This window comes from Streptomyces sp. NPDC059454, assembly GCF_042749965.1.
Classification (GTDB): Bacteria; Actinomycetota; Actinomycetes; order Streptomycetales; family Streptomycetaceae; genus Streptomyces.
In genome coordinates this window covers 47,608-71,091 of record NZ_JBHYVC010000024.1, presented here as the reverse complement: position 1 = coordinate 71,091, position 23,484 = coordinate 47,608, and the positions used below count along the sequence as shown (strand labels likewise).

The following is a 23,484-nucleotide window of genomic DNA, read 5'->3' as shown; positions in this document are numbered from 1 at the left end:
ACAGAGGGGATGCCACCGGGTAACACCCGCACCGCACGCTCAGGAACATGACCTCGAACGATCGTGTGGTGGTGATCGGCTCCGGCCTCGCGGGCGTACGACTCGCCCGGCGGCTCGGCGAGCTCGGCACGCCCGTGACGCTGGTCGGCGAGGAGGAGCACCGCCCGTACAACCGGGTGCTGCTCGCCGAGGTGCTGGCCGGGCGGTACAGCCCCGAGGTGATCGCCCTGCCGGCGCCCGCGGAGCTGACCCGCGCCCGGGTCACCCGCATCGACCGCGCCGGGCGGTCCGTCGCCTGCGCGGACGGGTCGGTGATCGCATACGACAGGCTGGTCCTGGCCACCGGCTCCAACCCCGTACTGCCGCCGCTGCGGGGCCTGTTCACCGAGGACCACGAGCTGCCCGAGGGCGTGCACGCGTTCCGCACCCTGGACGACTGCCTGGGCCTGGCCAAGGCGGTACGGCCCGGGGTGCGGGCGGTGGTGATCGGCGGCGGGCTGCTCGGGGTCTCCGCGGCCCGCGCGCTCGCCGTGCGCGGCGCGCAGGTCGTCCTCGCCCAGCAGTCCGAGCGGCTCATGGAACGTCAGCTGGACCCGGCCGCGTCCAAACTCGTCGAGCGGCACCTGACCGGCCTCGGCGTGGAGACGCACACCGAGTGCCGGGTGCGGGACGTGCGCTGCGTCGGCGGCGCGGTCCGCTCGGTGGAGATGGCCGACGGCTACGCCCTCGACGCCGACCTCGTGGTGCTGGCCTGCGGGGTGCACCCGCGCACCGGCCTCGCGCAGGCGGCGGGGCTCGACGTCCGCAAGGGCGTCGTCGTCGACGACGAGCTGCGCACCTCCGACCCGTACATCCACGCCGTCGGCGACTGCGCCCAGCACGCCGGCACGGTGTACGGGCTGGCCGCCCCGGCCCTCGAACAGGCCGACGCGCTCGCCGCGCTGCTCGCCGGGGACACGGGCTCCCGCTACACCGGCACCCGCTCCCTGACCCGGCTCACCCTCACCGGACCGGACGACCCCTTCGACCTGGCCGCCTTCGGCGAGACCGAGGCACTGCCGGGCGACGACGTCGTCCAGCTCACCGACCACACCCGGGGCACCTACCGCAAGGTCGTCGTCCGCGACGACCGCCTGGTCGGCGGGGTCCTCGTCGGCGAACTCGGCACCGTCGGCGCCCTCGCGCGCGCCTGGGAGGGAGCAGAGCCGCTCCCCTCCGACGGCGGGCCCCTGCTCCACCTGCTCACCCATGATGGAGGCTCCTGATGACCGCCACTCCCGGGGCATCCCCCACGATCGTGCTCGTCGGCCACGGCATGGTCGGCCAGCGTTTCCTGGAGGCCCTCGCCGAGCGCGGCCTGACCGCCACGCACCGCGTGGTCGTGCTGTGCGAGGAACCGCGCCCGGCGTACGACCGGGTCCAGCTCACCTCGTACTTCTCGGGGAAGACGCCCGAGGACCTGTCCATGACGGACCCGGCGTTCCTCGAGACGCACGGCATCGAACTGCACGTCGGCGACCCGGCGGAGACGGTCGACCGCGCGGCGCGCCGGGTGACGGCCCGCTCCGGGCTGACCGTCGACTACGACGTCCTGGTCCTGGCCACCGGCTCCTACCCGTTCGTTCCGCCGGTGCCGAACAAGGACGCCGAGGGCTGTTTCGTCTACCGCACGATCGAGGACCTGCTCGCGATCGAGGAGTACGCGAGGAAGTCGACGACCGGTGCCGTGGTCGGCGGCGGTCTGCTCGGCCTGGAGGCGGCGGGCGCGCTCAAGGGCCTCGGACTCACCTCCCACATCGTGGAGTTCGCGCCCCGGCTGATGCCCGTCCAGGTCGACGAGGGCGGCGGCGCGGCACTGCTGCGCACCATCGAGGAGATGGGCCTGTCCGTCCACACCGGCGTCGGCACCCAGGAGATCGTGGTCGGCGAGGACGGCGCGGTCACCGGGATGAGGCTGTCGGACGGTTCCGAACTCGCCACCGACCTGGTGGTGTTCTCCGCCGGTGTCCGCCCCCGCGACCAACTGGCCCGCGCCTGCGGTCTGACGGTCGGCGAGCGCGGCGGCATCGCGGTCGACGAGCAGTGCCGTACGGTCACCGACCCGCACGTGTTCGCGATCGGCGAGTGCGCGCTGGCCGCCGACGGCCGGGTGTACGGCCTGGTCGCGCCCGGTTACGAGCAGGCCGAGACGGTCGCGGCGACGATCGCCGAGGACGAGTCCGCGTTCACCGGCGCCGACCTGTCCACCAAGCTGAAGCTGCTCGGCGTGGACGTGGCGTCCTTCGGCGACGCCCACGGCACCACCGAGGACTGCCTGGACGTCGTCTACTCCGACTCCCGCTCCGGCCTGTACAAGAAGCTGGTCATCGGCCGGGACGGCACACTGCTCGGCGGCATCCTGGTCGGCGACGCGGAGACGTACGGCACGCTGAAGGCCTTCACCGGCTCCGTCCCGCCGGTCTCGCCCGAGTCGCTGGTGCTGCCGGCCGGCGCCGGGGCGCCCGTGCAGCTCGGCCCGTCCGCGCTGCCGGACGACGCGATCATCTGCTCCTGCAACAACGTCCGCAAGGGCACGATCCGCGAGGCGGTCACCGAGCACCGGTGCACCACCGTGCCCGAGGTGAAGAAGTGCACCAAGGCCGGTACGACGTGCGGCAGTTGCGTCAAGGTCCTCGGCCAGCTGATCAACGCCGAGCTGGAGGCGAGCGGCGTCGAGGTCGACAAGGGCCTGTGCGGCTGCTTCTCCCAGACCCGCGAGGAGCTGTACGAGATCGTCCTCGCCCTGCGCGTCACCTCCTTCCGGGACCTGCTCGACCGGCACGGCCGCCAGGGCGCCCGGGGCGGCGACGGCTGCGAGGTCTGCAAGCCGACGGTCGGCTCGATCATCGCCTCCCTCGCCCCGGCGATCGGCGCGAGCACGCACGTCCTGGACGGCGAGCAGGCGGCGCTGCAGGACACCAACGACCACTTCCTGGCCAACCTGCAGAAGAACGGCTCGTACTCGGTCGTGCCCCGCATCCCCGGCGGTGAGATCGCCCCGGAGAAGCTGATCGTGATCGGCGAGATCGCCCGCGACTTCGGCCTCTACACGAAGATCACCGGCGGCCAGCGCATCGACATGTTCGGCGCGCGGGTGGAGCAACTGCCCGTCATCTGGGCCCGCCTGGTCGACGCCGGCTTCGAGTCCGGCCACGCCTACGGCAAGTCCCTGCGCACGGTGAAGTCCTGTGTCGGGCAGACCTGGTGCCGGTACGGCGTCCAGGACTCCGTGCGCATGGCGATCGACCTGGAGCTGCGCTACCGGGGGCTGCGCTCCCCGCACAAGCTCAAGTCGGCGGTCTCCGGCTGCCAGCGCGAGTGCGCGGAGGCCCAGTCGAAGGACTTCGGCGTCATCGCCACCGCGGGCGGCTGGAACCTCTACGTCGGCGGCAACGGCGGCGCCACCCCGCGCCACGCCGACCTGCTCGGGCAGGACCTCTCCGACGCCGAACTGATCCGTCTGATCGACCGGTTCCTGATGTTCTACATCCGCACCGCGGACCGCCTGGAGCGCACCAGCGTCTGGCTGGACCGCATCCCCGGTGGCCTGGACCACGTGCGGGACGTCGTCGTCCACGACTCGCTCGGCATCTGCGACGAACTGGAGACCCTGATGGCCGCCCATGTCTCGCACTACCGCGACGAGTGGGCCGAGACCATCAACGACCCCGAGAAGCTGGCCCGCTTCGTGTCCTTCGTGAACGCCCCCGACACCCCCGACCCGGTGGTCGCCTTCGTCCCCGAGCGCGACCAGATGAAGCCCGACCTGCCGCTGCTGAACATCGGCCTGCGACCCGCCGACGACATCCTGGAAGGAAGCGCCTCGCGATGACCCTGGCACTGGAGACCACCGACCTGAAGGTCCGGCTCCGTCTTGCGGACGGCTGGTTCACGGTCTGCGACCTGAGCGCGCTGCTCCCGGGCCGCGGGGTGGCGGCCCTGCTGCCCGACGGCCGCCAGATCGCCGTGTTCACCGACCGCACGGGCCGGCTCTTCGCCATCGACAACCGTGACCCCTTCACCGGCGCCGCGGTCCTCTCCCGCGGCCTGACCGGCACCCACCAGGGCCGCCCCTTCGTCGCCTCCCCGCTCCTGAAGCAGCGCTTCGACCTGGAGTCGGGCCAGTGCCTGGACGACGAGACGGTACGGGTGACGGCGTACGAGGTGAAGGCGGCGTAACCGGCCGGGCCTGTCGAGTTCCTGTCGGGTCCGGGTCGTTCCGTCCCTGGGGCCTGGTTCATCGGGTTACATCGGTTGCGCCCGCGTTCCAGGTTCCACCCCATCCGTGACGGAGGACCGAACCATGATCCGGAAGCACACCCGCCCTTCTCGGCGCACCCTGCTCGGCGGTGCCGCCGTCACCGCGTTGGCGGTGGCGGCCGGCACCGGTACGGCGCAGGCCGCCGGCCACCGGCCCGCCTGGCCGACCGAGTTCCCGCTGCCGGACGGCTGGCTGCCCGAGGGCATCACCATCGGCGGCGCGCCGTACGCCTACCTGGGCTCCCGCGCCGACGGCTCGGTCTACCGCACCGACCTGCGCACCGGAGAGGGCGCGGTCCTCCACGAGGGCGCCCCCGGCCTCGTGGCCATCGGCCTCAAGCTGGGCGACGACGGCCTGCTGTACGTCGCCGGCGGTGGCGGCGGCACCGCGCGCGTCGTCGACGCCCGCACCGGCGAGCTGCGGAGTACGTACGAACTCACCGCTCCCACCGGTCACTTCGTCAACGACGTCGTCCTCTTCCGGGACCGCGCCTGGTTCACCGACTCCCGCGACGCGGTCCTGTACGGCGTCCCGCGCGGCCGGGGCGGCAGCGTTCGCACCCTGCCGCTCACCGGCGACTGGGAGCAGCTGCCGGACGTCAACAACGCCAACGGCATCGTCAGCGCACCCGACGGGCGCGACGTGATCGTGGTCAAGAGCACCCCGGGCGAGCTGTACCGCGTGAGCCTGCGCACCGGGCGCGCCACCCGCATCGCCCTGTCCGGCGCGGAGAACGTGGTGGGCGGCGACGGCCTGGTCCGCGTCGGCCGCACCCTGTACGTGGTGCAGAACCGGCTGAACGTGGTGACCGTCTTCGACCTGGACGCCCGGGCCACCACGGCGACCCTGCGCCGCTCGATCACCGACCCGCGCTTCGACGTCCCCGCCACCGCGGCCCGCTTCCGCGACCGCCTCTACCTGGTCAACGCCCGTTTCACCAGCCCGCAGACCCCACAGACGACGTTCACGGCGGTGGCCGTGCCCCTGTAGGCCCCTGGGATGGTCATCCGCCGGTACGCCCCCGGTCATGAAGCGTCCATTCCGCGCCCCTAGGTTCCCTGACCGCACGCTCCCGCCGCCGACCGGTGGCGGGACGGTCACGGCACCCTTGGAGCGACAGTGGAACGTCGTACCTTCCTTCGTGCGGCCGCCGTAGGCGGCACCTCCTCCGTGCTCGGCGGGACCCTGTGGCGCGGCGCGGCGTACGCCGCGCCCGCCCAGCCCGGCAGCGGCCCGTACGGTCCGCTCGGGGCGGCGGACGCCAACGGCATCAGCCTGCCGGCCGGTTTCACCGGCCGGGTGGTCGCCCGCTCCGGGCGAACGGTCACCGGCACCTCGTACACCTGGCACAACGCCCCCGACGGCGGCGCCTGTTACGCGGACGGGTCGGGCTGGATCTACGTCTCCAACTCGGAGATCAACCCGTCGGGCGGGGCGAGCGCGCTGAAGTTCTCGGCCACCGGCGCCATCACGGGCGCGTACCGCGTCCTGTCCGGCACCCGGCAGAACTGCGCGGGCGGGAAGACCCCGTGGAACACCTGGCTGTCCTGCGAGGAGGTGGACCGCGGGTATGTCTACGAGACCGACCCGTGGGGCGTGAAGGCGGCCGTCCGCCGTGACGCGATGGGCCGCTTCAAGCACGAGGCGGCGGCGGCCGACCCGGTGCGCAGGGTCGTGTACCTGACGGAGGACGTCTCGGACGGCTGCTTCTACCGCTTCCGGCCCACCACCTGGGGCGACCTGTCGTCGGGCACGCTGGAGGTGCTGGTCGGCGGCAGCGGCACCAGCGGCCCGGTGAGCTGGGCGCGGGTCCCGGACCCGTCCGGCGCCACCGCCACCCGCAACCAGGTCTCCGGCGCCAAGCGCTTCAACGGCGGTGAGGGCTGCTACTACGCGAACGACACCTGCTGGTTCACCACGAAGGGCGACAACCGCGTCTGGCAGTACGACGCGTCCGCCCAGACCGTCGAACTCGCCTACGACGACTCGCTGGTGACGGGCGGCGGCGCTCCCCTGACGGGCGTCGACAACGTCACCGGCGCCGCCTCCGGTGACCTCTTCGTGGCCGAGGACGGCGGCACCATGGAGATCTGCGTCATCACGCCCGACGACGTGGTGGCCCCGTTCCTGCGCGTCGCCGGCCAGTCGGGCTCCGAGATCACCGGCCCGGCCTTCTCCCCGGACGGCACCCGCCTGTACTTCTCCAGCCAGCGCGGCACGAGCGGGAGTTCGTCGGGCGGGATCACGTACGAGGTGCGGGGCCCCTTCCGGTCGTAACGGGGACGACGACGGCACCGGCCGCGACCGGCGGCCCGCGGACGTGAGGAGGAAGGGCGGCGCCCCGCGCGGGTGCCGCCCTTCCTTCCCTGTCCCGTCGCGGTCCCGGTGGCGGAGAGCTACCCTCCGGTCACGTCACGTTCGCATCACAAGCCTTTCATATGCCCCACCCGGCGCGAGCCTCCCAGTAACTTCGTCACCCTCGTACCAAGCACACGCAATCACCCGATCCGGGGGGACTCCTCACCATGCACCCGTTCCGTACCTCCACCGCCGCGGTCCTCGCCGCGCTCGCCCTGGCCGCCGTACCGGCCACCGCCGAGGCGCACGGCGGCAACACCCCGTTCGAGAACTGTTCCGAGGCGTACGAGAACGGGCACGCCAACATCCCCGCGAGCAGCCCCCACTACGGCGAGCACCTGGACCGCGACGGCGACGGCATCGGCTGCGACAAGCCGCCCGCGGACTTCACGCCCCACGAGGAGACCGGGAGCGACACCGGCGACGACACCGGGAACACCGAGGCCACCGGCTCCGACAGCGAGGAACAGGGCGGCGGCACCGACCTCGCCGAGACCGGCGGCAGCGACGCCACGCCGTACATCGCGGCCGGCGGCGCGGCCGTCGTCCTCCTGGGCGGCGGCGTGATGATCGCGGCCCGCAGGCGCCGCGACGACGCCCGCTGACGCCGTACCGCGTGAAGACCGGCTCCCCGCCCCTACAGGGACAGCAGCAGGGAGTCGGTCTTCCCCCGCCGCCGGCGCACATGCCCGCGCCGCCCGGCGAGGAGTGCCAGGAGCGTCCACGCCACGAGGCCGCCGATCAGACCGCCCAGCCGCCCCGCGGCGTCCACCTCGTCCGCCTGCTCCATGGGCGCCACACCCTCCGGGTCGCGGAGGACATCGAGCCGGTCCCCCACCTCCAGACCCGAGCCGTCACCGTTGTAGGTGAGCCGCTCCTCCAGTTCCTCCCCGTCCGCCGTACGCAGCGTGAACCGGTGATTGTCGCCGCCCGTCCCGTCCACACTGTCCGCCACGATCACCACGCCCTCCCGCACCCCGCGCACCTCCAACGCCGCCTCGGGCGCGTACTGGACGGCCCCGACGAGGACGAACAGCCCCGGCACGAAGGACAGCAGGGCGATCCACCCCGCGCGATGGAGCAGCATCAGGGCTACGGCGAACCCCAGACACAGCGGAACCCCCACGGCAATGGGCACCCACACCCAGCGCAGCGCCAGGTACGACGCCCCCGCGGTGACGGCCGCGGCGGCCCACCCGAACACCACCACCCCGGCCGTGCGCCGCACCGACCGCCAGGGGTCGACGGCGTACCCGCCCATACTGCTCAACGGCCTGATGCTGCTCCTGCGCATGCCGAGTGGCACTGGGTCCCCCGCGTTCCCCGCCGTAGCGGTCCGTACGTTCCGGGACCGGACACTACACACACGAAAGGGCGGCACCCCCGCACGGGTGCCGCCCTCTCTTTCGTGGTCCGGAGCCGCTGCCGATCGGTGAGGGTGGTCGGGTGACAGGCAACGGCTCCGGGGTTCAACGGGCCCCGGAGGGCTCAGCGGTGGTCGCTGCCCGTCGACGTGACCGCCGCGCGGCCGGCCTCCAGGCGGGCGACCGGGATGCGGAACGGGGAGCAGGAGACGTAGTCCAGGCCGACCTCGTGGAAGAAGTGCACCGACTCCGGGTCGCCGCCGTGCTCGCCGCAGACGCCGAGCTTCAGGTCGGGGCGGGTCGCGCGGCCGGCCTTCGCGGCGGCGGCGACCAGCGAGCCCACGCCGTCCTTGTCGATCGTCTCGAACGGCGACACCCCGAAGATGCCCTTCTCCAGGTACGCCGTGAAGAACGAGGCCTCCACGTCGTCCCGGGAGAAGCCCCACACCGTCTGGGTGAGGTCGTTGGTGCCGAAGGAGAAGAACTCCGCCGCCTCGGCGATCTGACCGGCGGTCAGCGCGGCGCGCGGCAGCTCGATCATCGTGCCGATGGCGAGCTTGAGCGAGGTGCCGGTGGCCTGCTCGACCTCGGCGATGACCTGGTCGGCCTCCTCGCGGACGATCTCCAGCTCCTGGACCGTGCCGACGAGCGGGATCATGATCTCCGCGCGCGGGTCGCACTTGGCCGCCCGGCGCTCGGCCGCCGCCTCCGCGATGGCCCGCACCTGCATGGTGAACAGGCCCGGGATGACGAGGCCGAGACGGACACCGCGCAGACCCAGCATCGGGTTCTGCTCGTGCAGCCGGTGCACGGCCTGGAGCAGGCGCAGCTCGTTCTCGTGCGGTTCCTGGCGGGACTCGGCGAGCGCGACGCGGACCGACAGCTCGGTGATGTCGGGCAGGAACTCGTGCAGCGGCGGATCGAGCAGGCGGACGGTGACCGGGAGGCCGTCCATCGCCTCGAAGAGTTCCACGAAGTCCCGCTTCTGGAGGGGCAGCAGGGCCTTCAGGGACTCCTCGCGCTCGGTCTCGGTGTCGGCCAGGATCAGCCGCTCCACCAGCTCGCGCCGGTCGCCGAGGAACATGTGTTCGGTGCGGCACAGGCCGATGCCCTGGGCGCCGAAGCGACGGGCCCGCAGCGCGTCCTCGGCGTTGTCGGCGTTGGCGCGCACCCGCAGCCGGCGCTTGCGGTCGGCGAAGGCCATCATCCGGTGCACGGCCTCGACCAGCTCGTCGGCGTCGTCGGCGCCCGGGTGCATCCGGCCCTCGAAGTACTCCACGACCGGGGAGGGGACGACCGGGACCTCGCCCAGGTAGACCTTGCCGGACGAGCCGTCGATGGAGACGACGTCGCCCTCCTCGACCACGTGCCCGCCGGGGACCGTCATCCGGCGGCGCTTGGTGTCGACCTCCAGCTCCTCCGCGCCGCACACACAGGTCTTGCCCATGCCGCGTGCGACGACGGCCGCGTGGGAGGTCTTGCCGCCGCGCGAGGTGAGGATGCCCTCGGCGGCGATCATGCCGTCCAGGTCGTCGGGGTTGGTCTCGCGGCGGATCAGGATGACCTTCTCGCCGGAACGCGACCACTTCACGGCGGTGTAGGAGTCGAAGACCGCCTTGCCGACCGCGGCGCCCGGGGAGGCCGCGATGCCGCGTCCGACCTGTTCCACCTTCGCGTCCTCGTCGAAGCGCGGGAACATCAGCTGGGCGAGCTGGGCGCCGTTGACGCGGGCGAGCGCCTCGGCCTCGTCGATCAGGCCCTGGTCCACCAGCTGGGTGGCGATGCGGAAGGCCGCGCCCGCCGTGCGCTTGCCGACGCGGGTCTGGAGCATCCACAGCTGGCCGCGCTCGATGGTGAACTCGATGTCGCAGAGGTCCTTGTAGTGGTTCTCCAGGGTCTCCATGATCTGCATGAGCTGGTCGTACGACTTCTTGTCGATCGACTCCAGCTCCGCGAGCGGCACGGTGTTGCGGATGCCCGCGACCACGTCCTCGCCCTGCGCGTTCTGCAGGTAGTCGCCGTAGACGCCCTGGTGGCCACTGGCGGGGTCCCTCGTGAACGCGACACCCGTGCCGGAGTCCGGACCGAGGTTGCCGAAGACCATGGAGCAGACGTTGACGGCGGTGCCCAGGTCGTGCGGGATGCGCTCCTGGCGGCGGTAGAGCTTGGCGCGGTCGCCGTTCCAGGAGTCGAAGACCGCCTTGATGGCGAGGTCCATCTGCTCGCGCGGGTCCTGCGGGAAGTCCCGGCCGGCCTCGGTCTTGACGATCTTCTTGAACTTGGTGACGAGCTTCTTGAGGTCGGCGGCCTCCAGCTCGGTGTCGACGGTGACCTTCTTGGCCGCCTTCGCCGCCTCCAGCGCGTCCTCGAACAGCTCGCCGTCGACGCCGAGGACGGTCTTGCCGAACATCTGGATGAGGCGCCGGTAGGAGTCCCAGGCGAACCGGTCGTCGCCGGCCTGCCGGGCGAGGCCCTGCACGGACTTGTCGGACAGACCGATGTTGAGGACGGTGTCCATCATGCCCGGCATGGAGAACTTCGCCCCGGAGCGGACCGACACGAGGAGGGGGTTGTCGGCCTGGCCGAGCTTCTTGCCCATGGTCGCTTCGAGGGCGTCGAGGTGCGCACTCACCTCGTCACGCAGTGCCGCCGGCTCCTCGCCACTGTCGAGGTAGGTCTTGCAGGCCTCGGTGGTGATGGTGAAGCCGGGCGGGACGGGAAGGCCCAGGTTGGTCATCTCGGCGAGGTTGGCGCCCTTGCCGCCGAGCAGGTCCTTCAGGTCCTTGTTGCCCTCGGTGAAGTCGTAAACGAACTTCGCTACGTGGGGATCTTTGTTTTCCGACACGGGTCTCGACTCCTCGAGGACGCGGTGGCTGCCCTGACGGCGAGGAATGTACCCAGATCAAAGGCATTTGGGTACGTCCACTTGTGCGTCATGCGCCTGTAACCACTCGTCCGCCAGCGGATCGAAAGTCAAAGCCTGGCAAGCCATGACGGCCGAGTGTTTTCATTTCTTGAACACACCAACCTTCCCGGCGACCCCTCGTGCGCTCACATGAGCGACAATCTCCACGTTTGATTTCGCTCGCTGAACGATCAAAGGGTGGCACTCAGTGCCACCCTTTGAGAAGTGCAGCCGCTCAAGATCCGCTCATCTGAGCGCAACCCTTATCAAGGGTGGCGAGAATCACGCTGCCACAGCGAGCCGGATTCCACCATGCGGACCGGTCCCGGCACCCGAAACCCGCCGGTCGGATGAACGCGCCGTTCATCCCGCCCGTACGGAACGACGGCGGACCCGGACCCCCACGCCGGGTCCGCCTCCCACCGGAGCCGGTACGGAAGGGGCCTCCGGGTGGCCTGTCCTCGCACGCCTGCGCGACGCGCGCGACGCGCACCCCGTCGCCGCCCGCACCCTCCGCCGGACGCTGCACGCCCTCGCCGCCGCCCTCGTCGGCGCCCTCCTGATGCCGAACGCCGCCCCCGGCTCTCCGGCCCGGCCGGGTTCACCCGGACCCCGGCGGAGGCGATCACCGGGGCGCGGGGACGGCGTGGGTCACCCGGCCGCGAGGCGGCGTTCACGAAGGACGCGCCCGTGTGGCGGACGAGCTCGGCCCGCGACCGCTTCCTGACGGCCCGCGGCTCCGTCCCGCGCCCCACCGAGGGCCGATCAGCCGCCGGAGGTGTCCAGTTCCGCGTCCTCGCCGACGCCGGCGCAGTCGTACGGGTCCTTCAGCCAGCCGTCCGGCAGCACCACCCGGTTGTTGCCGGACGTACGGCCGCGGGGCCCGTCGGCGCCGGCCGGCCAGGGCTGGCCGAGGTCCAGCTCGTCGAGGCCGGCCCGCAACTCCTCCAGCGAGGAGGTGATCGCGAGCCGCTTGCGCATCTCCGAGCCGACCGCGAAGCCCTTCAGGTACCAGGCGACGTGCTTGCGGAAGTCGATCACCCCGCGCGACTCGTCGCCGATCCACTCCCCCAGCAGCGTGGCGTGCCGGACCATGACGTCGGCGACCTCGCGCAGGGTGGGTCGCGCGAGGTCCTGGGTGCGCCCCTCGAAGGCGGCCACCAGATCCGCGAACAGCCACGGCCGCCCCAGACAGCCGCGGCCCACGACCACCCCGTCGCAGCCGGTCTCGCGCACCATCCTGAGCGCGTCCTGGGCCGACCAGATGTCGCCGTTGCCGAGCACCGGGATCTCCGGGACGTGCTCCTTCAGCCGGGCGATGGCGTCCCAGTCGGCGGTGCCGCCGTAGTGCTGGGCGGCGGTGCGGCCGTGCAGCGCGATGGCGGTCACGCCCTCCTCGACGGCGATCCGGCCGGCGTCCAGGTAGGTCAGGTGGTCGTCGTCGATGCCCTTGCGCATCTTCATCGTCACCGGCAGGTCCCCGGCCCCGCCGACCGCCTCGCGCAGGATGGAGCGCAGCAGGTTCCGCTTGTACGGGAGGGCCGAACCGCCGCCTTTGCGGGTCACCTTGGGGACCGGGCAGCCGAAGTTGAGGTCGATGTGGTCGGCGAGGCCCTCCTCCGCGATCATGCGGACGGCCTTGCCCACGGTCGCCGGGTCGACGCCGTACAGCTGGATGGAGCGCGGCTTCTCGCTCTCGTCGAACCTGATCAGCTGCATGGTCTTGTCGTTGCGTTCGACCAGCGCCCGGGTGGTGATCATCTCGCTGACGAACAGGCCCTTGCCGCCGCTGAACTCCCTGCACAGGGTGCGGAAGGGCGCGTTGGTGATCCCGGCCATGGGGGCGAGCACGACGGGCGGCACAGCCGCGTACGGGCCGATGCGCAGGGTCGTGTGCGAGGCCGTGTTCAGGGTGGGCGTGGGCGTGGACATTCCCCCATTGTCCCGCACTCCACGGGGCACCCGGTACGCCGCCGTACGGAGATCGCGCAACGGTCGTCGGCCCACCGCACCATCGGCATGCGCGGACGACGGCCCCCATGCCCGGGCCCGGCCACGGCCGACGCGTGCCGGTGCTCGCGATCCGCCGCACGAGCCCGCTGATCGTGAGCCGGGACGACACGGCCCCCGACGTCGCCCCGCCCGTCTCCCCCCGCGTCGACCGCCGCAGGCGCCGGGCCGCGCGAACGCCCCGGCACAGACCCCACCGGCCCCCCCTGTCGATGTTGCTTTTGCCGCACACTCCTTGTCGTCCCCGAACGGGGGCACAAGAACGGCGACACCCGACGCGGACTGCCGGAGGCATCATGCCGCAGATCGACACGAGCAAGGTCAGCCGCTGGGACCTGCACGGCCGCGAACACGTCGTGCGCGTCCAACGCACGGGCATCCAGCGGACGATCCGATGTGAGACGTGCGGCTGGCGCAGAGGCGCCCAGTTCCTGCCGTGGCTCAAGGCACAGGAGCATCTGACGGAGGCGCACCAGGCGACGGTGGACCCGTCGAACCGGCAGGCGACTACGACGAGGCCCCCGGTGCCCGACCACTGAGTGATCCGGACCGGGGGCCTCGGTACAGTCCGCGAAGCGACTAGGCGCCGATCAGGCGGGCCGCCAGGTACCCCTCGATCTGGTCCAGCGACACACGTTCCTGCTTCATGGTGTCGCGCTCGCGCACGGTCACCGCGTTGTCGTCCAGCGTGTCGAAGTCGACGGTCACGCAGAACGGCGTACCGATCTCGTCCTGGCGGCGGTAGCGGCGGCCGATCGCGCCGGCGTCGTCGAACTCGATGTTCCAGTTCTGCCGCAGCGCCTGCGCCAGGCCCTTGGCCTTCGGCGACAGCTCCGCGTTCCGGGACAGCGGGAGCACCGCGACCTTCACCGGCGCGAGGCGGTGGTCGAGCCGCAGCACGGTCCGCTTCTCCATCTTGCCCTTGGCGTTGGGCGCCTCGTCCTCGACGTAGGCGTCGAGCAGGAAGGCGAGCATCGCCCGGCCGACACCGGCCGCCGGCTCGATGACGTACGGCGTCCAGCGCTCGCCGGCCTCCTGGTCGTAGTAGGCGAGGTCCTGGCCGGAGGCCTTGGAGTGGGCGCCGAGATCGTAGTCGGTGCGGTTGGCGACGCCCTCCAGCTCGCCCCACTCACTGCCGCCGAACTGGAAGCGGTACTCGATGTCGGCGGTGCGCTTGGAGTAGTGGGAGAGCTTCTCCTGCGGGTGGTCGTACCACCGCATGTTCTCCTCGCGCAGGCCGAGACCGGTGTACCAGTTCCAGCGCTGCTCCATCCAGTACTCCTGCCACTTCTCGTCCTCGCCCGGCTTGACGAAGAACTCCATCTCCATCTGCTCGAACTCGCGGGTGCGGAAGATGAAGTTGCCGGGCGTGATCTCGTTGCGGAAGGACTTGCCCATCTGGGCGATGCCGAACGGCGGCTTCTTGCGCGAAGCGACCTGCACCTGGGCGAAGTTGGTGAAGATGCCCTGGGCGGTCTCGGGGCGCAGATAGGCGATGGAGCCGGAGTCCTGCGTCGGGCCGAGGTGGGTGGAGAGCAGGCCCGAGAACTGCTTGGGCTCGGTGAAGGTGCCCTTGTTGCCGCAGTTGGGGCAGTTGAGGTCGGCGAGGCCGCTCGTGGGAGCGTGGCCCTTCTTCTCCTCGTACGCCTCCTCCAGGTGGTCCGCGCGGAACCGCTTGTGGCAGGAGGTGCACTCGGTCAGCGGGTCCGTGAAGGTGGCGACGTGGCCGGAGGCGACCCACACGTCCGGGGCCAGGATCACGGACGAGTCGATACCGACCACGTCCTCGCGCGAGGTGACCATGTAGCGCCACCACTGGCGCTTCAGGTTCTCCTTGAGCTCGACACCCAGCGGTCCGTAGTCCCAGGCGGCCTTCGTGCCGCCGTAGATCTCACTACTGGGGAATACGAAGCCACGGCGCTTGCTCAGGCTGACGATGGTGTCGATCTTGTCGGCGGCCACGGTGCTCTCTTCATTACGACGACGGGCGACGAAGCGAGATTGCTTCCAGCGAAGCCCTCAGGCTACCGGCGCCGCCTGCCCCGCGACCAATTCGGTGCCCCCTGCAGCCCGCTCACGTGCTTTGTTGACAACGGTTTCCATATTTGTTGAAAATGAGTGTCATGAACGTACGACGACACCACATATCCGCGGCCGCGCTGGCCGCGGTCACCGCCCTCGGTATCGGCACCCTCTCCGCCTGCTCCTCCGACAGTGCCGCCGCGGGCAACACCGACAAGTTCGACGTCGTCGCGTCGTTCTACCCGATGGCCTTCCTCGCCGAGCAGATCGGCGGCGAGCACGTCGCCGTCACCAGTCTCACCGAGCCCGGCCAGGAGCCGCACGACCTGGAGATCAGCGCCAAGCAGACCGCGCAGCTCCAGGAGTCCGACGCGGCCCTCTACCTCGGGGGCCTCCAGCCCACCGTCGACGAGGCCATCGGCCAGTCCGAGGTCAGGACGAAGATCGACGCGGCGACCCTGACCTCCCTGGAGGAGCACGGCACCGAGGCCGGCGACCACGCGGAGGAGCACGCGGAGGAGCACGCGGAGGAGCACGCCGACGAGCACGCCGAGGGCGAGCACGCCGCGGAGGAGGAGCACGCCGCGGAGGAGGAGCACGGCCACGAGCACGAGGGCGGCAAGGACCCCCACATCTGGCTCGACCCGGTCAAGTACGCCGAGGTCGCCGAGGGTGTCGGCAAGGCCTTCGAGAAGGCCGATCCCGACCACGCCGCCGACTACAAGAAGAACACCGAGGCCCTGGTCGGCAAGCTGAACGACCTCGACAAGAAGTTCGAGACCGGCCTCGCGGACAAGAAGACCGACGTCTTCATCACCACGCACTCCGCCTTCGGCTACCTCGCCGAACGCTACGGCCTGACCGAGGAGGCCATCAGCGGCCTGGACCCCGAGTCCGAGCCCAGCGGGGCGCGCGTGAAGGAACTTGAGAAGATGGCGAAGGCCGACGGCGTCACCACCGTGTTCTACGAGACGCTCGTCAGCGACAAGACCGCCAAGACCCTCGCCGGCGACGCCGGACTGAAAACGGACGTCCTCGACCCGCTCGAGGGCATCACCGACAAGTCCCGCGGCGACGACTACTTCCAGGTCATGGAGGCCAACCTCAAGGCCCTGCGGACGGCTCTGGGAGCCAAGTGACCGACGAACCACCGGAGGACGGCATGACGACCGAGCCCGTCATTTCCCTGCGCGGCGTCCGCGCCGAGCTGGGCTCGCGCCCCGTCCTGCGCGGCATCGACCTCACCGTGCGCCGCGGTGAGGTCGTCGCCCTGCTCGGCGCCAACGGCTCCGGCAAGTCGACGGCCGTGCGCAGCGTCATCGGCCAGGTACCGGTCGGCGCCGGCGAGATCGAGCTGTTCGGCACCCCGCAACGCCGGTTCCGCGACTGGGCGCGCGTGGGCTACGTCCCGCAGCGCACCACCGCCGCCGGCGGCGTGCCCGCCACGGTCACCGAGGTCGTCTCCTCGGGCCGCCTGGCCCGCACCCGCTTCGGCCTCTTCCGCAGGGCCGACCGCGAGGCCGTACGCCACGCCCTGGACCTGGTCGGCATGGCGGACCGGGCGAAGGACTCCGTCGACGCCCTCTCCGGCGGCCAGCACCAGCGGGTCCTGATCGCCCGCGCGCTCGCCGCCGCCCCCGAACTCCTGATCATGGACGAGCCGATGGCGGGCGTCGACCTGGCCAGCCAGGAGGTCCTCGCGGAGACCTTGAGGCACCAGGTCTCCGAGGGCGCCACGGTCCTCCTCGTCCTGCACGAACTGGGCCCCCTGGAGCCCTTGATCGACCGAGCGGTCGTCCTGCGCGACGGCTGCGTCCTGCACGACGGCCCGCCCCCCAAGGCGGTCGGCCAGCACGCGCTGCCCGGCCACGACCACGTACACCCGCACGCACCGGCGGGCGCCGAACCGATTCGCACGGGACTGCTGAGCTGATGGAGATCCTCGACTACGCCTTCATGCAGCGGGCGCTGCTCGCCGCCGTCCTGGTCGGCATCACCGCCCCCGCGGTCGGCATCTACCTGGTCCAGCGCCGCCAGGCCCTGATGGGCGACGGCATCGGCCACGTGGCGATGACGGGTGTCGGCCTCGGCTTCCTGCTCTCCTGGTCCCCGGTGTGGATGGCGACCCTCGTCTCCGTCCTCGGCGCCGTCTTCATGGAACTGGTCCGCTGGTACGCCAGGACCCGCGGCGACATCGCCCTCGCGATGCTCTTCTACGGCGGTATGGCCGGCGGCGTGATGTTCATCAACCTCGCCCCCGGCGGCTCCACCACGAACCTCTCCTCGTTCCTCTTCGGCTCCCTGTCCACGGTCTCCGAGTCCGACGTGACCGCGATCTGCCTGCTGGCCGCGTTCGTGGTCCTGATCACCGTCGGTCTGCGCCGGCAGCTGTTCGCGGTCAGCCAGGACGAGGAGTTCGCCCGGGTGACGGGCCTGCCGGTGCGGTTCCTCAACCTGCTCACGGCGATCACGGCGGCGGTGACCGTCTCCGTCGCGATGCGCGTGGTCGGCCTGCTGCTGGTGAGCGCGCTCATGGTGGTGCCCGTCGCGGCGGCGCAGCAACTCACCCGCAGCTTCGCCGCGACCTTCGCCATCGCCGTCGCGATCGGCGTGAGCGTGACCATCGGCGGCACGGTCACCTCGTACTACCAGGACGTGCCGCCCGGCGCGACGATCGTGCTGCTGACCATCGCCGCGTTCATCGCGCTGACCGCGCTGGCCACCCCGCTGGCCCGCCGCCGCGCCCGGGCACTGGCCGCCGCACAACCCGGCGGCGACCCCGCCGAGTGCGCCATTCCGGCCGGCCGCAAGGCCGGCGACACGGTCGGCGCCTGACTGCCCTCCGCCCGGACTGGCACAATGGCCCGGGCAGAGGCCAGATCTGAGGAGGCATCCCCGTGACGACCGCAGGACCGCCCGTGAAGGGCCGCTCCACCCGGCAGCGTGCCGCTGTGGCGGCCTGCCTTCAGGAGGTCGACGAGTTCCGCAGTGCGCAGGACCTCCACGACATGCTCAAGCACAAGGGCGACTCCGTCGGTCTGACCACGGTCTACCGCACCCTTCAGTCCCTCGCCGACGCGGGCGAGGTCGACGTCCTGCGCACCGCCGACGGCGAGTCCGTCTACCGCCGCTGCTCCACCGGCGACCACCACCACCACCTGGTCTGCCGCAGCTGCGGCAAGGCGGTGGAGGTGGAGGGCCCGGCCGTGGAGAAGTGGGCCGAGGCCATCGCCGCCGAACACGGCTACGTCAACGTGGCCCACACGGTGGAGATCTTCGGCACGTGCGCGGACTGCGCCGCCGCCTCGTAACTGCGGGCAATCGTGCCTCCCCCCAGCGGCACGGGTGGGCGGTGGGGGTCCCTCCTGCTCATGGGGTCCCTCCTGCTCATGGGGTCCCTCCTGCTCGAGCGAAGCCGAGAGCGGGGAGAAGCCGAGAGCGGGGAGAAGCCGAGAGCGGGGAGAAGCCGAGAGCGGGGAGAAGCACCCCGCAAGGGCCGGGCAGTCCAACCCGCCCCGCCCGGCCCTTGCACCGAGCGCCTACTCGGCAGCCTCCGACCGCCCCTCCATGGCCAGCAGCTCCTCGTTCGGGATCGCCCCGCCGAACCGCCGGTCCCGGGAGGCGAACTCCAGACACGCCCGCCACAGGTCACGGCGGTCGAAGTCCGGCCACAGCACGTCCTGGAAGACCATCTCGGCGTACGCGCTCTGCCACAGCAGGTAGTTGGACGTGCGCTGCTCACCGCTCGGCCGCAGGAACAGGTCCACGTCCGGCATGTCCGGGTAGTACATGTACCTCTGCAGCGTCTTCTCGTTGACCTTCGACGGGTCGAGCCGCCCGGCCTTCACGTCCTCCGCGAGCGCCTGCGCGGCATCGGCGATCTCCGCCCGCCCGCCGTAGTTCATGCAGAAGTACAGCGTCAGCCGGTCGTTGTCCTTCGTCTGCTCCTGGGCGACCTGGAGCTCCTTGGCCACCGACTTCCACAGCTTGGGCATCCGCCCGACCCAGCGCACCCGGATGCCGAGTTCGTCGAGGGTGTCACGCGTCTTGCGGATGAAGTCCCGGTTGAAGTTCATCAGGAAGCGCACCTCGTCCGGCGACCGCTTCCAGTTCTCGGTGGAGAAGGCGTACAGCGAGATCGCGCCCACGCCCATCTCGACCCCGCCCTGGAGCACGTCCAGCACCCGCTCGGCGCCGACCTTGTGCCCCTCGGTACGCGGCAGACCCCGCTCCTTCGCCCACCGCCCGTTGCCGTCCATGACGATCGCCACATGCTTCGGGACCAGCTCCCCGGGGATCTTCGGAGGCCGCGCGCCGGACGGGTGCGGTTCCGGCGTCCTGTACTCCCGGTGCTGACGCCCCAGGAACCCGCGTACGGCCATGTGTCTCTCGTCTCCTCGTGCCTACTTCTCGACGTACCTCAGCGAGCGCAGCCCGCGCTCCAGATGCCAGTGCAGGTAGGCGGACACCAGCCCGCTCCCCTCCCGGACGTACCGCGCCTCGCACGCGTCCGCGGTCTCCCAGTCTCCCGTAAGCAGCGCTCCGAGGAGTCCCAGGGCCTGCGGTGAGGGTACGACGCTGCCGGGCACCCGGCAGTCGACGCAGACGGAACCGCCGGACGCGACCGAGAAGAACCGGTTCGGCCCGGGCATGCCGCACTTCGCGCAGTCGGTGAAGCTGGGCGCGTACCCGTTGACCGCGAGGGAGCGCAGCAGGAACGCGTCGAGCACGAGATGCGGCGCGTGCTCGCCCCGGGCGAGCGTCCGCAGGGCCCCGACCAGCAGCAGGTACTGCTGCACCGCCGGCTCGCCCTCGTGGTCGGTGAACCGCTCGGCGGTCTCCAGCATGGCCGTCCCCGCGGTGTAGCGCGCGTAGTCGGTGACGATCCCGCCACCGTAAGGCGCGATCGTCTCGCTCTGCGTACACAGCGGCAGCCCGCGCCCGATCAGCTCGCTCCCCTTAGAGAAGAACTGCACGTCCACGTGCGAGAACGGTTCGAGACGCGCACCGAACTTCGACTTCGTCCGGCGCACGCCCCTCGCCACCGCGCGTACCCGCCCGTGACCGCGCGTGAGCAGTGTGATGATCCGGTCCGCTTCACCCAGCTTCTGGGTGCGCAGCACGATGCCGTCGTCGCGGAACAGACTCATGGCATCCATTGTCGCCCACGTTCACGGCACCTCCCCCCGGCTCCGGGCATTGGCGTACGCCGTCGCCGCGCGCAGCCGCTCGGCGGGCGTGGCGTGGCGTACCGCACCGGGGTCGGCGTCCCACTCCCGGCCACCGCCGTACGGTCTCAGCTGGACGTAGGGCCCCTCATGCCCCATGACGACGCCGATCCGCTCGGTCCGGGTGTCCACGACATACGCGCCGACGGGCGGTTTCACCTCACCACCGCCGCCGCGATCCGCCGCGCGGTCTCCACGGAGCACCGCCCCAATTCGACGAGCGGACAGGGCGCCTCCCGCGCAAGACTCACCGGGTCCAGCCCCAGTGACGGCAGGGAAATTCCGGCCTTCGCGAGTGCCGCCCGCAATTCCTTCACCACTTCCTCCGCTTCTTCGGCGCAGAGCGCCGAGTGTCGTGCCTCCACGGTGATCCCCTCGCCTTTCCGGTTTCATTCTTCGCGCCTCAAGAATGCCGTGTCACGCCTACACTCGTCAGGAGGCTGTGCGCTACAAGCGCGGGTCAGCACAAGGGGGTTGGTTATGGCCAACGGTTCGCGCCAGGCGGCGTGGGAGTTCTTCGGCGCGGAACTGAAGCGACGGCGCGAGGACGCGGGGTTCACGCAGGTGAAGCTGGGTACGCGGGTGTTTGTTTCCGGCGGCTACATCGGCCAGTTCGAACAGGCGATTCGGAAACCACAATTGGATGTGGTGCAGCGGATCGACGACGCGCTGCAAACCGACGGTATTTTCGAGCGACTGTGCAGGAAGCTGATTGACGATCGGCGGTATGCGGATTACTTCGCGAAGGCGGCGGAGCTGGAAGCGCTGGCGACGAACATCTCCGAGTTCGCGCCCACGCTGGTGCCGGGACTCCTCCAAACTCCGGCGTACGCGCGCGCTGTAACGCTGGCGATGAATCCGCTCGCGCCGGACGAGTTCATCGAGGAGAAGGTGTCCGGTCGGGTCGAACGGACCCGGATCCTCAAGGACGCCACGCGCCCCGTGTACTGGGTGATCCTGCACGAAAATGTGCTCCGCGTTCCCGTCGGCGGGCCCACCGTCATGGCCGAGCAGTTGGAGCACGTGGTCACCCTCGCGCGGCTACGGACGGTGATCATGCAGGTGCTGCCGTACGCGGCGGGAGCGTACGCGCTCATGAACGGGATGACGGTGCTCATGGAGTTCGAGGACGCACCGCCAACGGCCTATACAGAAGCCGTGTATTCGGGGAACCTGCTCGACGATCCGGCCGTGGTGAAGCGAACACACTCGGCATACGATCTGCTCAGGGCCGCCGCGCTGTCCCCTGAGGCGTCCCTGGCCCTGATCGAATCGGCCGCGAAGGACCACAGACGATGCGCGAGTACGACCTGAGCAACGCTCACTGGCGCAAGGCCACCTACAGCGACGGCAACGGAGGCAGCTGCCTCGAAGTCGCCTACGACTTCCCCGGCGCCGCCCACTGGCGCAAGAGCACCCACAGCGGCGGCGACGGCGGCGAGGCCTGCGTCGAAGTCGCCGCCGGGCTCACCGGCGTCGTCCCCGTCCGGGACAGCAAGGTGGCCGACGGACCGGTGGTCGTCGTCGGGTCGGCCGCCTGGACGGAGTTCGTAGGCGGCGTCTGACGGCGAATTGTTCTGGACGGGCTTCCGCCGTCCGGCATATCGTGCGTCCGCGCGCGATCTTCCGCGGGTGATTGTTGTCCTACCGCCCGTGGGGGGCCGTCGTCATGTTCGCATCCACTGGTGGGCTTCGCCTACCTCCCCCTTCCTCTTCCCCGTTGCCCAGCAGCGTGCCGCTCGCCTCGCGCGGCCTCCTCGCCGCCGTGGTGGCGGCGTTCGCGGCCGCAGCGCTCGGCGACCTGTTCGCCGTGTACGCCGGTGTCCGGCTCCACACGGTGGTCGACGGTGACGTGACCGCCGCGACCGCCGCGAACCTGGACTCCGCGTACTCGCTGTACGAGAGGGCGGGTCAGGTCCAGGTGTCCACGACCCTGCTCTGCGCGGTGCTCTTCATCACCTGGTTCTTCCTGATGCGCCGCCGCACCGGGCTCATGGCACCGGACCGGTTCCGCATGGGGCAGGGGTGGGCGATCGGTGCGTGGTTCATCCCCGTGGCCAACCTGTGGCTGCCGTACCGCGTCGCGGTCGACATGTGGGGGGCCTGCTCACCGCTGCCGACCGAGGGGGAGACGCGCCGCGTGCCGATGTGGCCGGTGAACCTGTGGTGGGGCCTGTTCGCCGGGACGACCCTGCTCGGCCGGTACGCCGCCGCGCGCTTCGACAAGGCCGACTCGCTCGCCGGGATCAGCGACGCCGTGACGCTGTACCTCGCCGTCGACCTCCTGTACGTGGCCGCCACCGGGGCCGCCGTGGTGTTCACGGTACGACTGACAGCCCTGCAGCGGCTGAAGGCGACCGAGGGGCCGTACTGGACGCCGGCCGGGGCGTGACCGTAGGCCGGGGCGCTTCCCCGGACGGGGTTCGCACGCGCCGTTGGGCCACTCGCTTCTTTGTCAGTGTCGTGCTTCCGCGGGCCGCGTCAAGGGCGCTGCGTTCCGCTGCGCTCCACTCCGCGTCGCCTTCGGCGATGGGCCTGCGGCCCACCCTTGACCCGGCCCGCTCCAGCACGGGAGAGAAGCGAGCGAGCGGCCGGAGGAAAGCGGGGGCCCGGGCACGCCTGCGGCCTACCGTCTGCTTCCAGGCCGGCGGCGTTCACGGACGCGCTCGCGCCTCGCCTGCACGCCGGGCCGGCTCAGCGGCGAACGCCGAGTGGGGCGGCCAAGCCGAGAAAGGCTCACCGAGCGGCACCAAGGTGCAGGGCGTACCCGCGGGGTCGTAGCCGAGGAGCATGGCAAAGGGGTGCGGCCGAGGAGGGCAGGAGGAGGACCGAAAGGGGCAGGAGGAGGACCGAAGGGGGCCAGGAGATGGCCGAGGAGCGCGGCCGAGGAAGGCCGAAGCGGGCCAGAAGATGGCCGAGGGATGTGATTGGAGCCTTTCTCCATCCCTTCGCCCCGCTCGTCGCCTCCACCTCCTGCTTTCCTCCCGTCCGATGGAGAAAGGCTCCAATCATCCCGTCACCCACCCCATCCGAGACCCAAGAAGGGGGTAGGGGTCGGACCCCCCTTCGAAAACCGTGAACACTTGGAGCCAAAGTGTTCACGGTTTTCAGAAGCCCCCCTGGTCCCCTCTACCTTCCGTGCCCACCCCACCCCACCCCACCCCGCTTCACCGTCCACCGGCCACCGGCCATTCGCCGCCAAGCCAACCCGGCGTGCAGGCGAGGCATGGCCGCGCTCCCGGCCCTCACCCGCCGCAAGCCGCTGTGCCGGCCCGGCGTGCAGGCGAGACGCGGGTG

Annotated in this window: 22 protein-coding genes; 14 read left to right on the top strand and 8 right to left on the bottom strand. The window is 70.9% G+C overall.

What is annotated here, in order from left to right; all coding sequences use genetic code 11:
* Positions 1 to 47 precede the first annotated feature (47 nt).
* The 6 genes from ACFXAE_RS18605 to ACFXAE_RS18580 all read left to right on the top strand — a co-directional run bounded on the left by ACFXAE_RS18605 (position 48) and on the right by ACFXAE_RS18580 (position 7,263).
* Positions 48 to 1,265, top strand: coding sequence for an NAD(P)/FAD-dependent oxidoreductase (locus ACFXAE_RS18605; RefSeq protein ID WP_384715534.1), 1,218 nt, complete (start codon positions 48 to 50; stop codon positions 1,263 to 1,265).
* Positions 1,265 to 3,871: a nitrite reductase large subunit NirB gene (gene nirB / locus ACFXAE_RS18600; RefSeq protein WP_384715531.1), complete on the top strand. Its 2,607-nt coding sequence runs from the start codon at positions 1,265 to 1,267 to the stop codon at positions 3,869 to 3,871. The genes ACFXAE_RS18605 and nirB overlap by 1 nt, the downstream gene beginning before the upstream one ends.
* Positions 3,868 to 4,218 (top strand): nitrite reductase small subunit NirD, encoded by a 351-nt coding sequence (gene nirD, locus ACFXAE_RS18595; protein ID WP_384715528.1) that lies wholly within the window; start codon positions 3,868 to 3,870, stop codon positions 4,216 to 4,218. Before nirB ends, nirD begins: the two co-directional genes overlap by 4 nt.
* A gap of 124 nt (positions 4,219 to 4,342) precedes the next feature.
* Positions 4,343 to 5,290 carry an SMP-30/gluconolactonase/LRE family protein gene (locus ACFXAE_RS18590; protein ID WP_384715525.1) on the top strand — a complete coding sequence of 316 codons (948 nt, stop codon included), beginning with the start codon at positions 4,343 to 4,345 and terminating at the stop codon, positions 5,288 to 5,290.
* Positions 5,291 to 5,419: 129 nt separating this feature from the next.
* Positions 5,420 to 6,577 carry an alkaline phosphatase PhoX gene (locus tag ACFXAE_RS18585; RefSeq protein WP_384715522.1) on the top strand — a complete coding sequence of 386 codons (1,158 nt, stop codon included), beginning with the start codon at positions 5,420 to 5,422 and terminating at the stop codon, positions 6,575 to 6,577.
* 248 nt (positions 6,578 to 6,825) lie between these two features.
* Positions 6,826 to 7,263 (top strand): LAETG motif-containing sortase-dependent surface protein, encoded by a 438-nt coding sequence (locus tag ACFXAE_RS18580; protein ID WP_384715519.1) that lies wholly within the window; start codon positions 6,826 to 6,828, stop codon positions 7,261 to 7,263.
* A gap of 32 nt (positions 7,264 to 7,295) precedes the next feature.
* On the opposite strand, the gene ACFXAE_RS18575 is transcribed toward ACFXAE_RS18580, so the two are convergent.
* The 3 genes from ACFXAE_RS18575 to dusB all read right to left on the bottom strand — a co-directional run bounded on the left by ACFXAE_RS18575 (position 7,296) and on the right by dusB (position 12,859).
* Positions 7,296 to 7,919, bottom strand: coding sequence for a hypothetical protein (locus ACFXAE_RS18575; RefSeq protein WP_384715640.1), 624 nt, complete (start codon positions 7,917 to 7,919; stop codon positions 7,296 to 7,298).
* Between the two features lie 227 nt (positions 7,920 to 8,146).
* The gene (gene ppdK / locus ACFXAE_RS18570; protein ID WP_384715517.1) at positions 8,147 to 10,867 is read right to left on the bottom strand and encodes a pyruvate, phosphate dikinase; all 2,721 of its coding nucleotides are present in this window, start codon (positions 10,865 to 10,867) and stop codon (positions 8,147 to 8,149) included.
* 825 nt (positions 10,868 to 11,692) lie between these two features.
* Positions 11,693 to 12,859: a tRNA dihydrouridine synthase DusB gene (gene dusB / locus ACFXAE_RS18565; RefSeq protein ID WP_384715514.1), complete on the bottom strand. Its 1,167-nt coding sequence runs from the start codon at positions 12,857 to 12,859 to the stop codon at positions 11,693 to 11,695.
* 374 nt (positions 12,860 to 13,233) lie between these two features.
* Between dusB and ACFXAE_RS18560 the strand changes: the two genes are divergently transcribed.
* Positions 13,234 to 13,476, top strand: a complete 243-nt coding sequence (locus ACFXAE_RS18560) for a hypothetical protein (RefSeq protein ID WP_384715511.1) — start codon at positions 13,234 to 13,236, stop codon at positions 13,474 to 13,476.
* Between the two features lie 40 nt (positions 13,477 to 13,516).
* On the opposite strand, the gene ACFXAE_RS18555 is transcribed toward ACFXAE_RS18560, so the two are convergent.
* Complete coding sequence (locus tag ACFXAE_RS18555) at positions 13,517 to 14,899, bottom strand: glycine--tRNA ligase (RefSeq protein ID WP_384715508.1); 1,383 nt, start codon at positions 14,897 to 14,899, stop codon at positions 13,517 to 13,519.
* A 161-nt stretch (positions 14,900 to 15,060) separates the two neighbouring features.
* Here ACFXAE_RS18555 and ACFXAE_RS18550 point away from each other — a divergent pair, with 161 nt between their 5' ends.
* From ACFXAE_RS18550 to ACFXAE_RS18535, 4 genes are all read left to right on the top strand, one after another.
* On the top strand, positions 15,061 to 16,098 hold the full coding sequence (locus ACFXAE_RS18550; protein WP_384715505.1) for a metal ABC transporter substrate-binding protein: 1,038 nt from the start codon (positions 15,061 to 15,063) through the stop codon (positions 16,096 to 16,098).
* A 23-nt stretch (positions 16,099 to 16,121) separates the two neighbouring features.
* Positions 16,122 to 16,892: a metal ABC transporter ATP-binding protein gene (locus ACFXAE_RS18545; protein ID WP_384715637.1), complete on the top strand. Its 771-nt coding sequence runs from the start codon at positions 16,122 to 16,124 to the stop codon at positions 16,890 to 16,892.
* A complete protein-coding gene (locus ACFXAE_RS18540; RefSeq protein ID WP_384715502.1) occupies positions 16,892 to 17,794 on the top strand; it encodes a metal ABC transporter permease in 903 nt (300 codons plus the stop codon). Before ACFXAE_RS18545 ends, ACFXAE_RS18540 begins: the two co-directional genes overlap by 1 nt.
* Before the next feature lie 62 nt (positions 17,795 to 17,856).
* The gene (locus ACFXAE_RS18535; protein ID WP_384715499.1) at positions 17,857 to 18,270 is read left to right on the top strand and encodes a Fur family transcriptional regulator; all 414 of its coding nucleotides are present in this window, start codon (positions 17,857 to 17,859) and stop codon (positions 18,268 to 18,270) included.
* 228 nt (positions 18,271 to 18,498) lie between these two features.
* Here the strand turns inward: ACFXAE_RS18535 and ACFXAE_RS18530 are convergent, their stop codons facing one another.
* Genes ACFXAE_RS18530 through ACFXAE_RS18515 form a run of 4 tightly spaced genes read right to left on the bottom strand, consistent with a single transcriptional unit; the run spans position 18,499 to position 20,552 of the window.
* Entirely contained in the window at positions 18,499 to 19,341 is an 843-nt protein-coding gene (locus tag ACFXAE_RS18530) for an isoprenyl transferase (RefSeq protein ID WP_384715496.1), read from the bottom strand.
* Positions 19,342 to 19,362: 21 nt separating this feature from the next.
* Complete coding sequence (gene recO, locus ACFXAE_RS18525; protein ID WP_053635203.1) at positions 19,363 to 20,109, bottom strand: DNA repair protein RecO; 747 nt, start codon at positions 20,107 to 20,109, stop codon at positions 19,363 to 19,365.
* A gap of 21 nt (positions 20,110 to 20,130) precedes the next feature.
* Positions 20,131 to 20,346: a hypothetical protein gene (locus ACFXAE_RS18520; protein ID WP_361749344.1), complete on the bottom strand. Its 216-nt coding sequence runs from the start codon at positions 20,344 to 20,346 to the stop codon at positions 20,131 to 20,133.
* Complete coding sequence (locus tag ACFXAE_RS18515; RefSeq protein ID WP_384715491.1) at positions 20,343 to 20,552, bottom strand: hypothetical protein; 210 nt, start codon at positions 20,550 to 20,552, stop codon at positions 20,343 to 20,345. Before ACFXAE_RS18515 ends, ACFXAE_RS18520 begins: the two co-directional genes overlap by 4 nt.
* 115 nt (positions 20,553 to 20,667) lie before the next feature.
* On the opposite strand from ACFXAE_RS18515, the gene ACFXAE_RS18510 reads away from it, so the two are divergent.
* The 3 genes from ACFXAE_RS18510 (at position 20,668) to ACFXAE_RS18500 (ending at position 22,579) form a co-directional block, all read left to right on the top strand.
* Complete coding sequence (locus ACFXAE_RS18510; RefSeq protein ID WP_384715488.1) at positions 20,668 to 21,501, top strand: helix-turn-helix domain-containing protein; 834 nt, start codon at positions 20,668 to 20,670, stop codon at positions 21,499 to 21,501.
* On the top strand, positions 21,483 to 21,752 hold the full coding sequence (locus ACFXAE_RS18505) for a DUF397 domain-containing protein (protein ID WP_384715485.1): 270 nt from the start codon (positions 21,483 to 21,485) through the stop codon (positions 21,750 to 21,752). The genes ACFXAE_RS18510 and ACFXAE_RS18505 overlap by 19 nt, the downstream gene beginning before the upstream one ends.
* A gap of 155 nt (positions 21,753 to 21,907) precedes the next feature.
* Positions 21,908 to 22,579 carry a DUF4328 domain-containing protein gene (locus tag ACFXAE_RS18500; RefSeq protein WP_384715483.1) on the top strand — a complete coding sequence of 224 codons (672 nt, stop codon included), beginning with the start codon at positions 21,908 to 21,910 and terminating at the stop codon, positions 22,577 to 22,579.
* Positions 22,580 to 23,484: the final 905 nt, after the last annotated feature.

Coding starts and splice junctions, on each gene's coding strand:
- ACFXAE_RS18540 (WP_384715502.1), top strand. CDS start 16,892: ATGGAGATCCTCGACTACGCCTTCATGCAGCGGGCGCTGCTCGCCGCC.
- ACFXAE_RS18580 (WP_384715519.1), top strand. CDS start 6,826: ATGCACCCGTTCCGTACCTCCACCGCCGCGGTCCTCGCCGCGCTCGCC.
- ACFXAE_RS18530 (WP_384715496.1), bottom strand. CDS start 19,341: ATGGCCGTACGCGGGTTCCTGGGGCGTCAGCACCGGGAGTACAGGACG.
- ACFXAE_RS18605 (WP_384715534.1), top strand. CDS start 48: ATGACCTCGAACGATCGTGTGGTGGTGATCGGCTCCGGCCTCGCGGGC.
- ACFXAE_RS18510 (WP_384715488.1), top strand. CDS start 20,668: ATGGCCAACGGTTCGCGCCAGGCGGCGTGGGAGTTCTTCGGCGCGGAA.
- nirB (WP_384715531.1), top strand. CDS start 1,265: ATGACCGCCACTCCCGGGGCATCCCCCACGATCGTGCTCGTCGGCCAC.
- ACFXAE_RS18575 (WP_384715640.1), bottom strand. CDS start 7,919: ATGGGCGGGTACGCCGTCGACCCCTGGCGGTCGGTGCGGCGCACGGCC.
- nirD (WP_384715528.1), top strand. CDS start 3,868: ATGACCCTGGCACTGGAGACCACCGACCTGAAGGTCCGGCTCCGTCTT.
- ACFXAE_RS18590 (WP_384715525.1), top strand. CDS start 4,343: ATGATCCGGAAGCACACCCGCCCTTCTCGGCGCACCCTGCTCGGCGGT.
- recO (WP_053635203.1), bottom strand. CDS start 20,109: ATGAGTCTGTTCCGCGACGACGGCATCGTGCTGCGCACCCAGAAGCTG.
- ACFXAE_RS18560 (WP_384715511.1), top strand. CDS start 13,234: ATGCCGCAGATCGACACGAGCAAGGTCAGCCGCTGGGACCTGCACGGC.
- ACFXAE_RS18550 (WP_384715505.1), top strand. CDS start 15,061: ATGAACGTACGACGACACCACATATCCGCGGCCGCGCTGGCCGCGGTC.
- ACFXAE_RS18545 (WP_384715637.1), top strand. CDS start 16,122: ATGACGACCGAGCCCGTCATTTCCCTGCGCGGCGTCCGCGCCGAGCTG.
- dusB (WP_384715514.1), bottom strand. CDS start 12,859: ATGTCCACGCCCACGCCCACCCTGAACACGGCCTCGCACACGACCCTG.
- ACFXAE_RS18505 (WP_384715485.1), top strand. CDS start 21,483: ATGCGCGAGTACGACCTGAGCAACGCTCACTGGCGCAAGGCCACCTAC.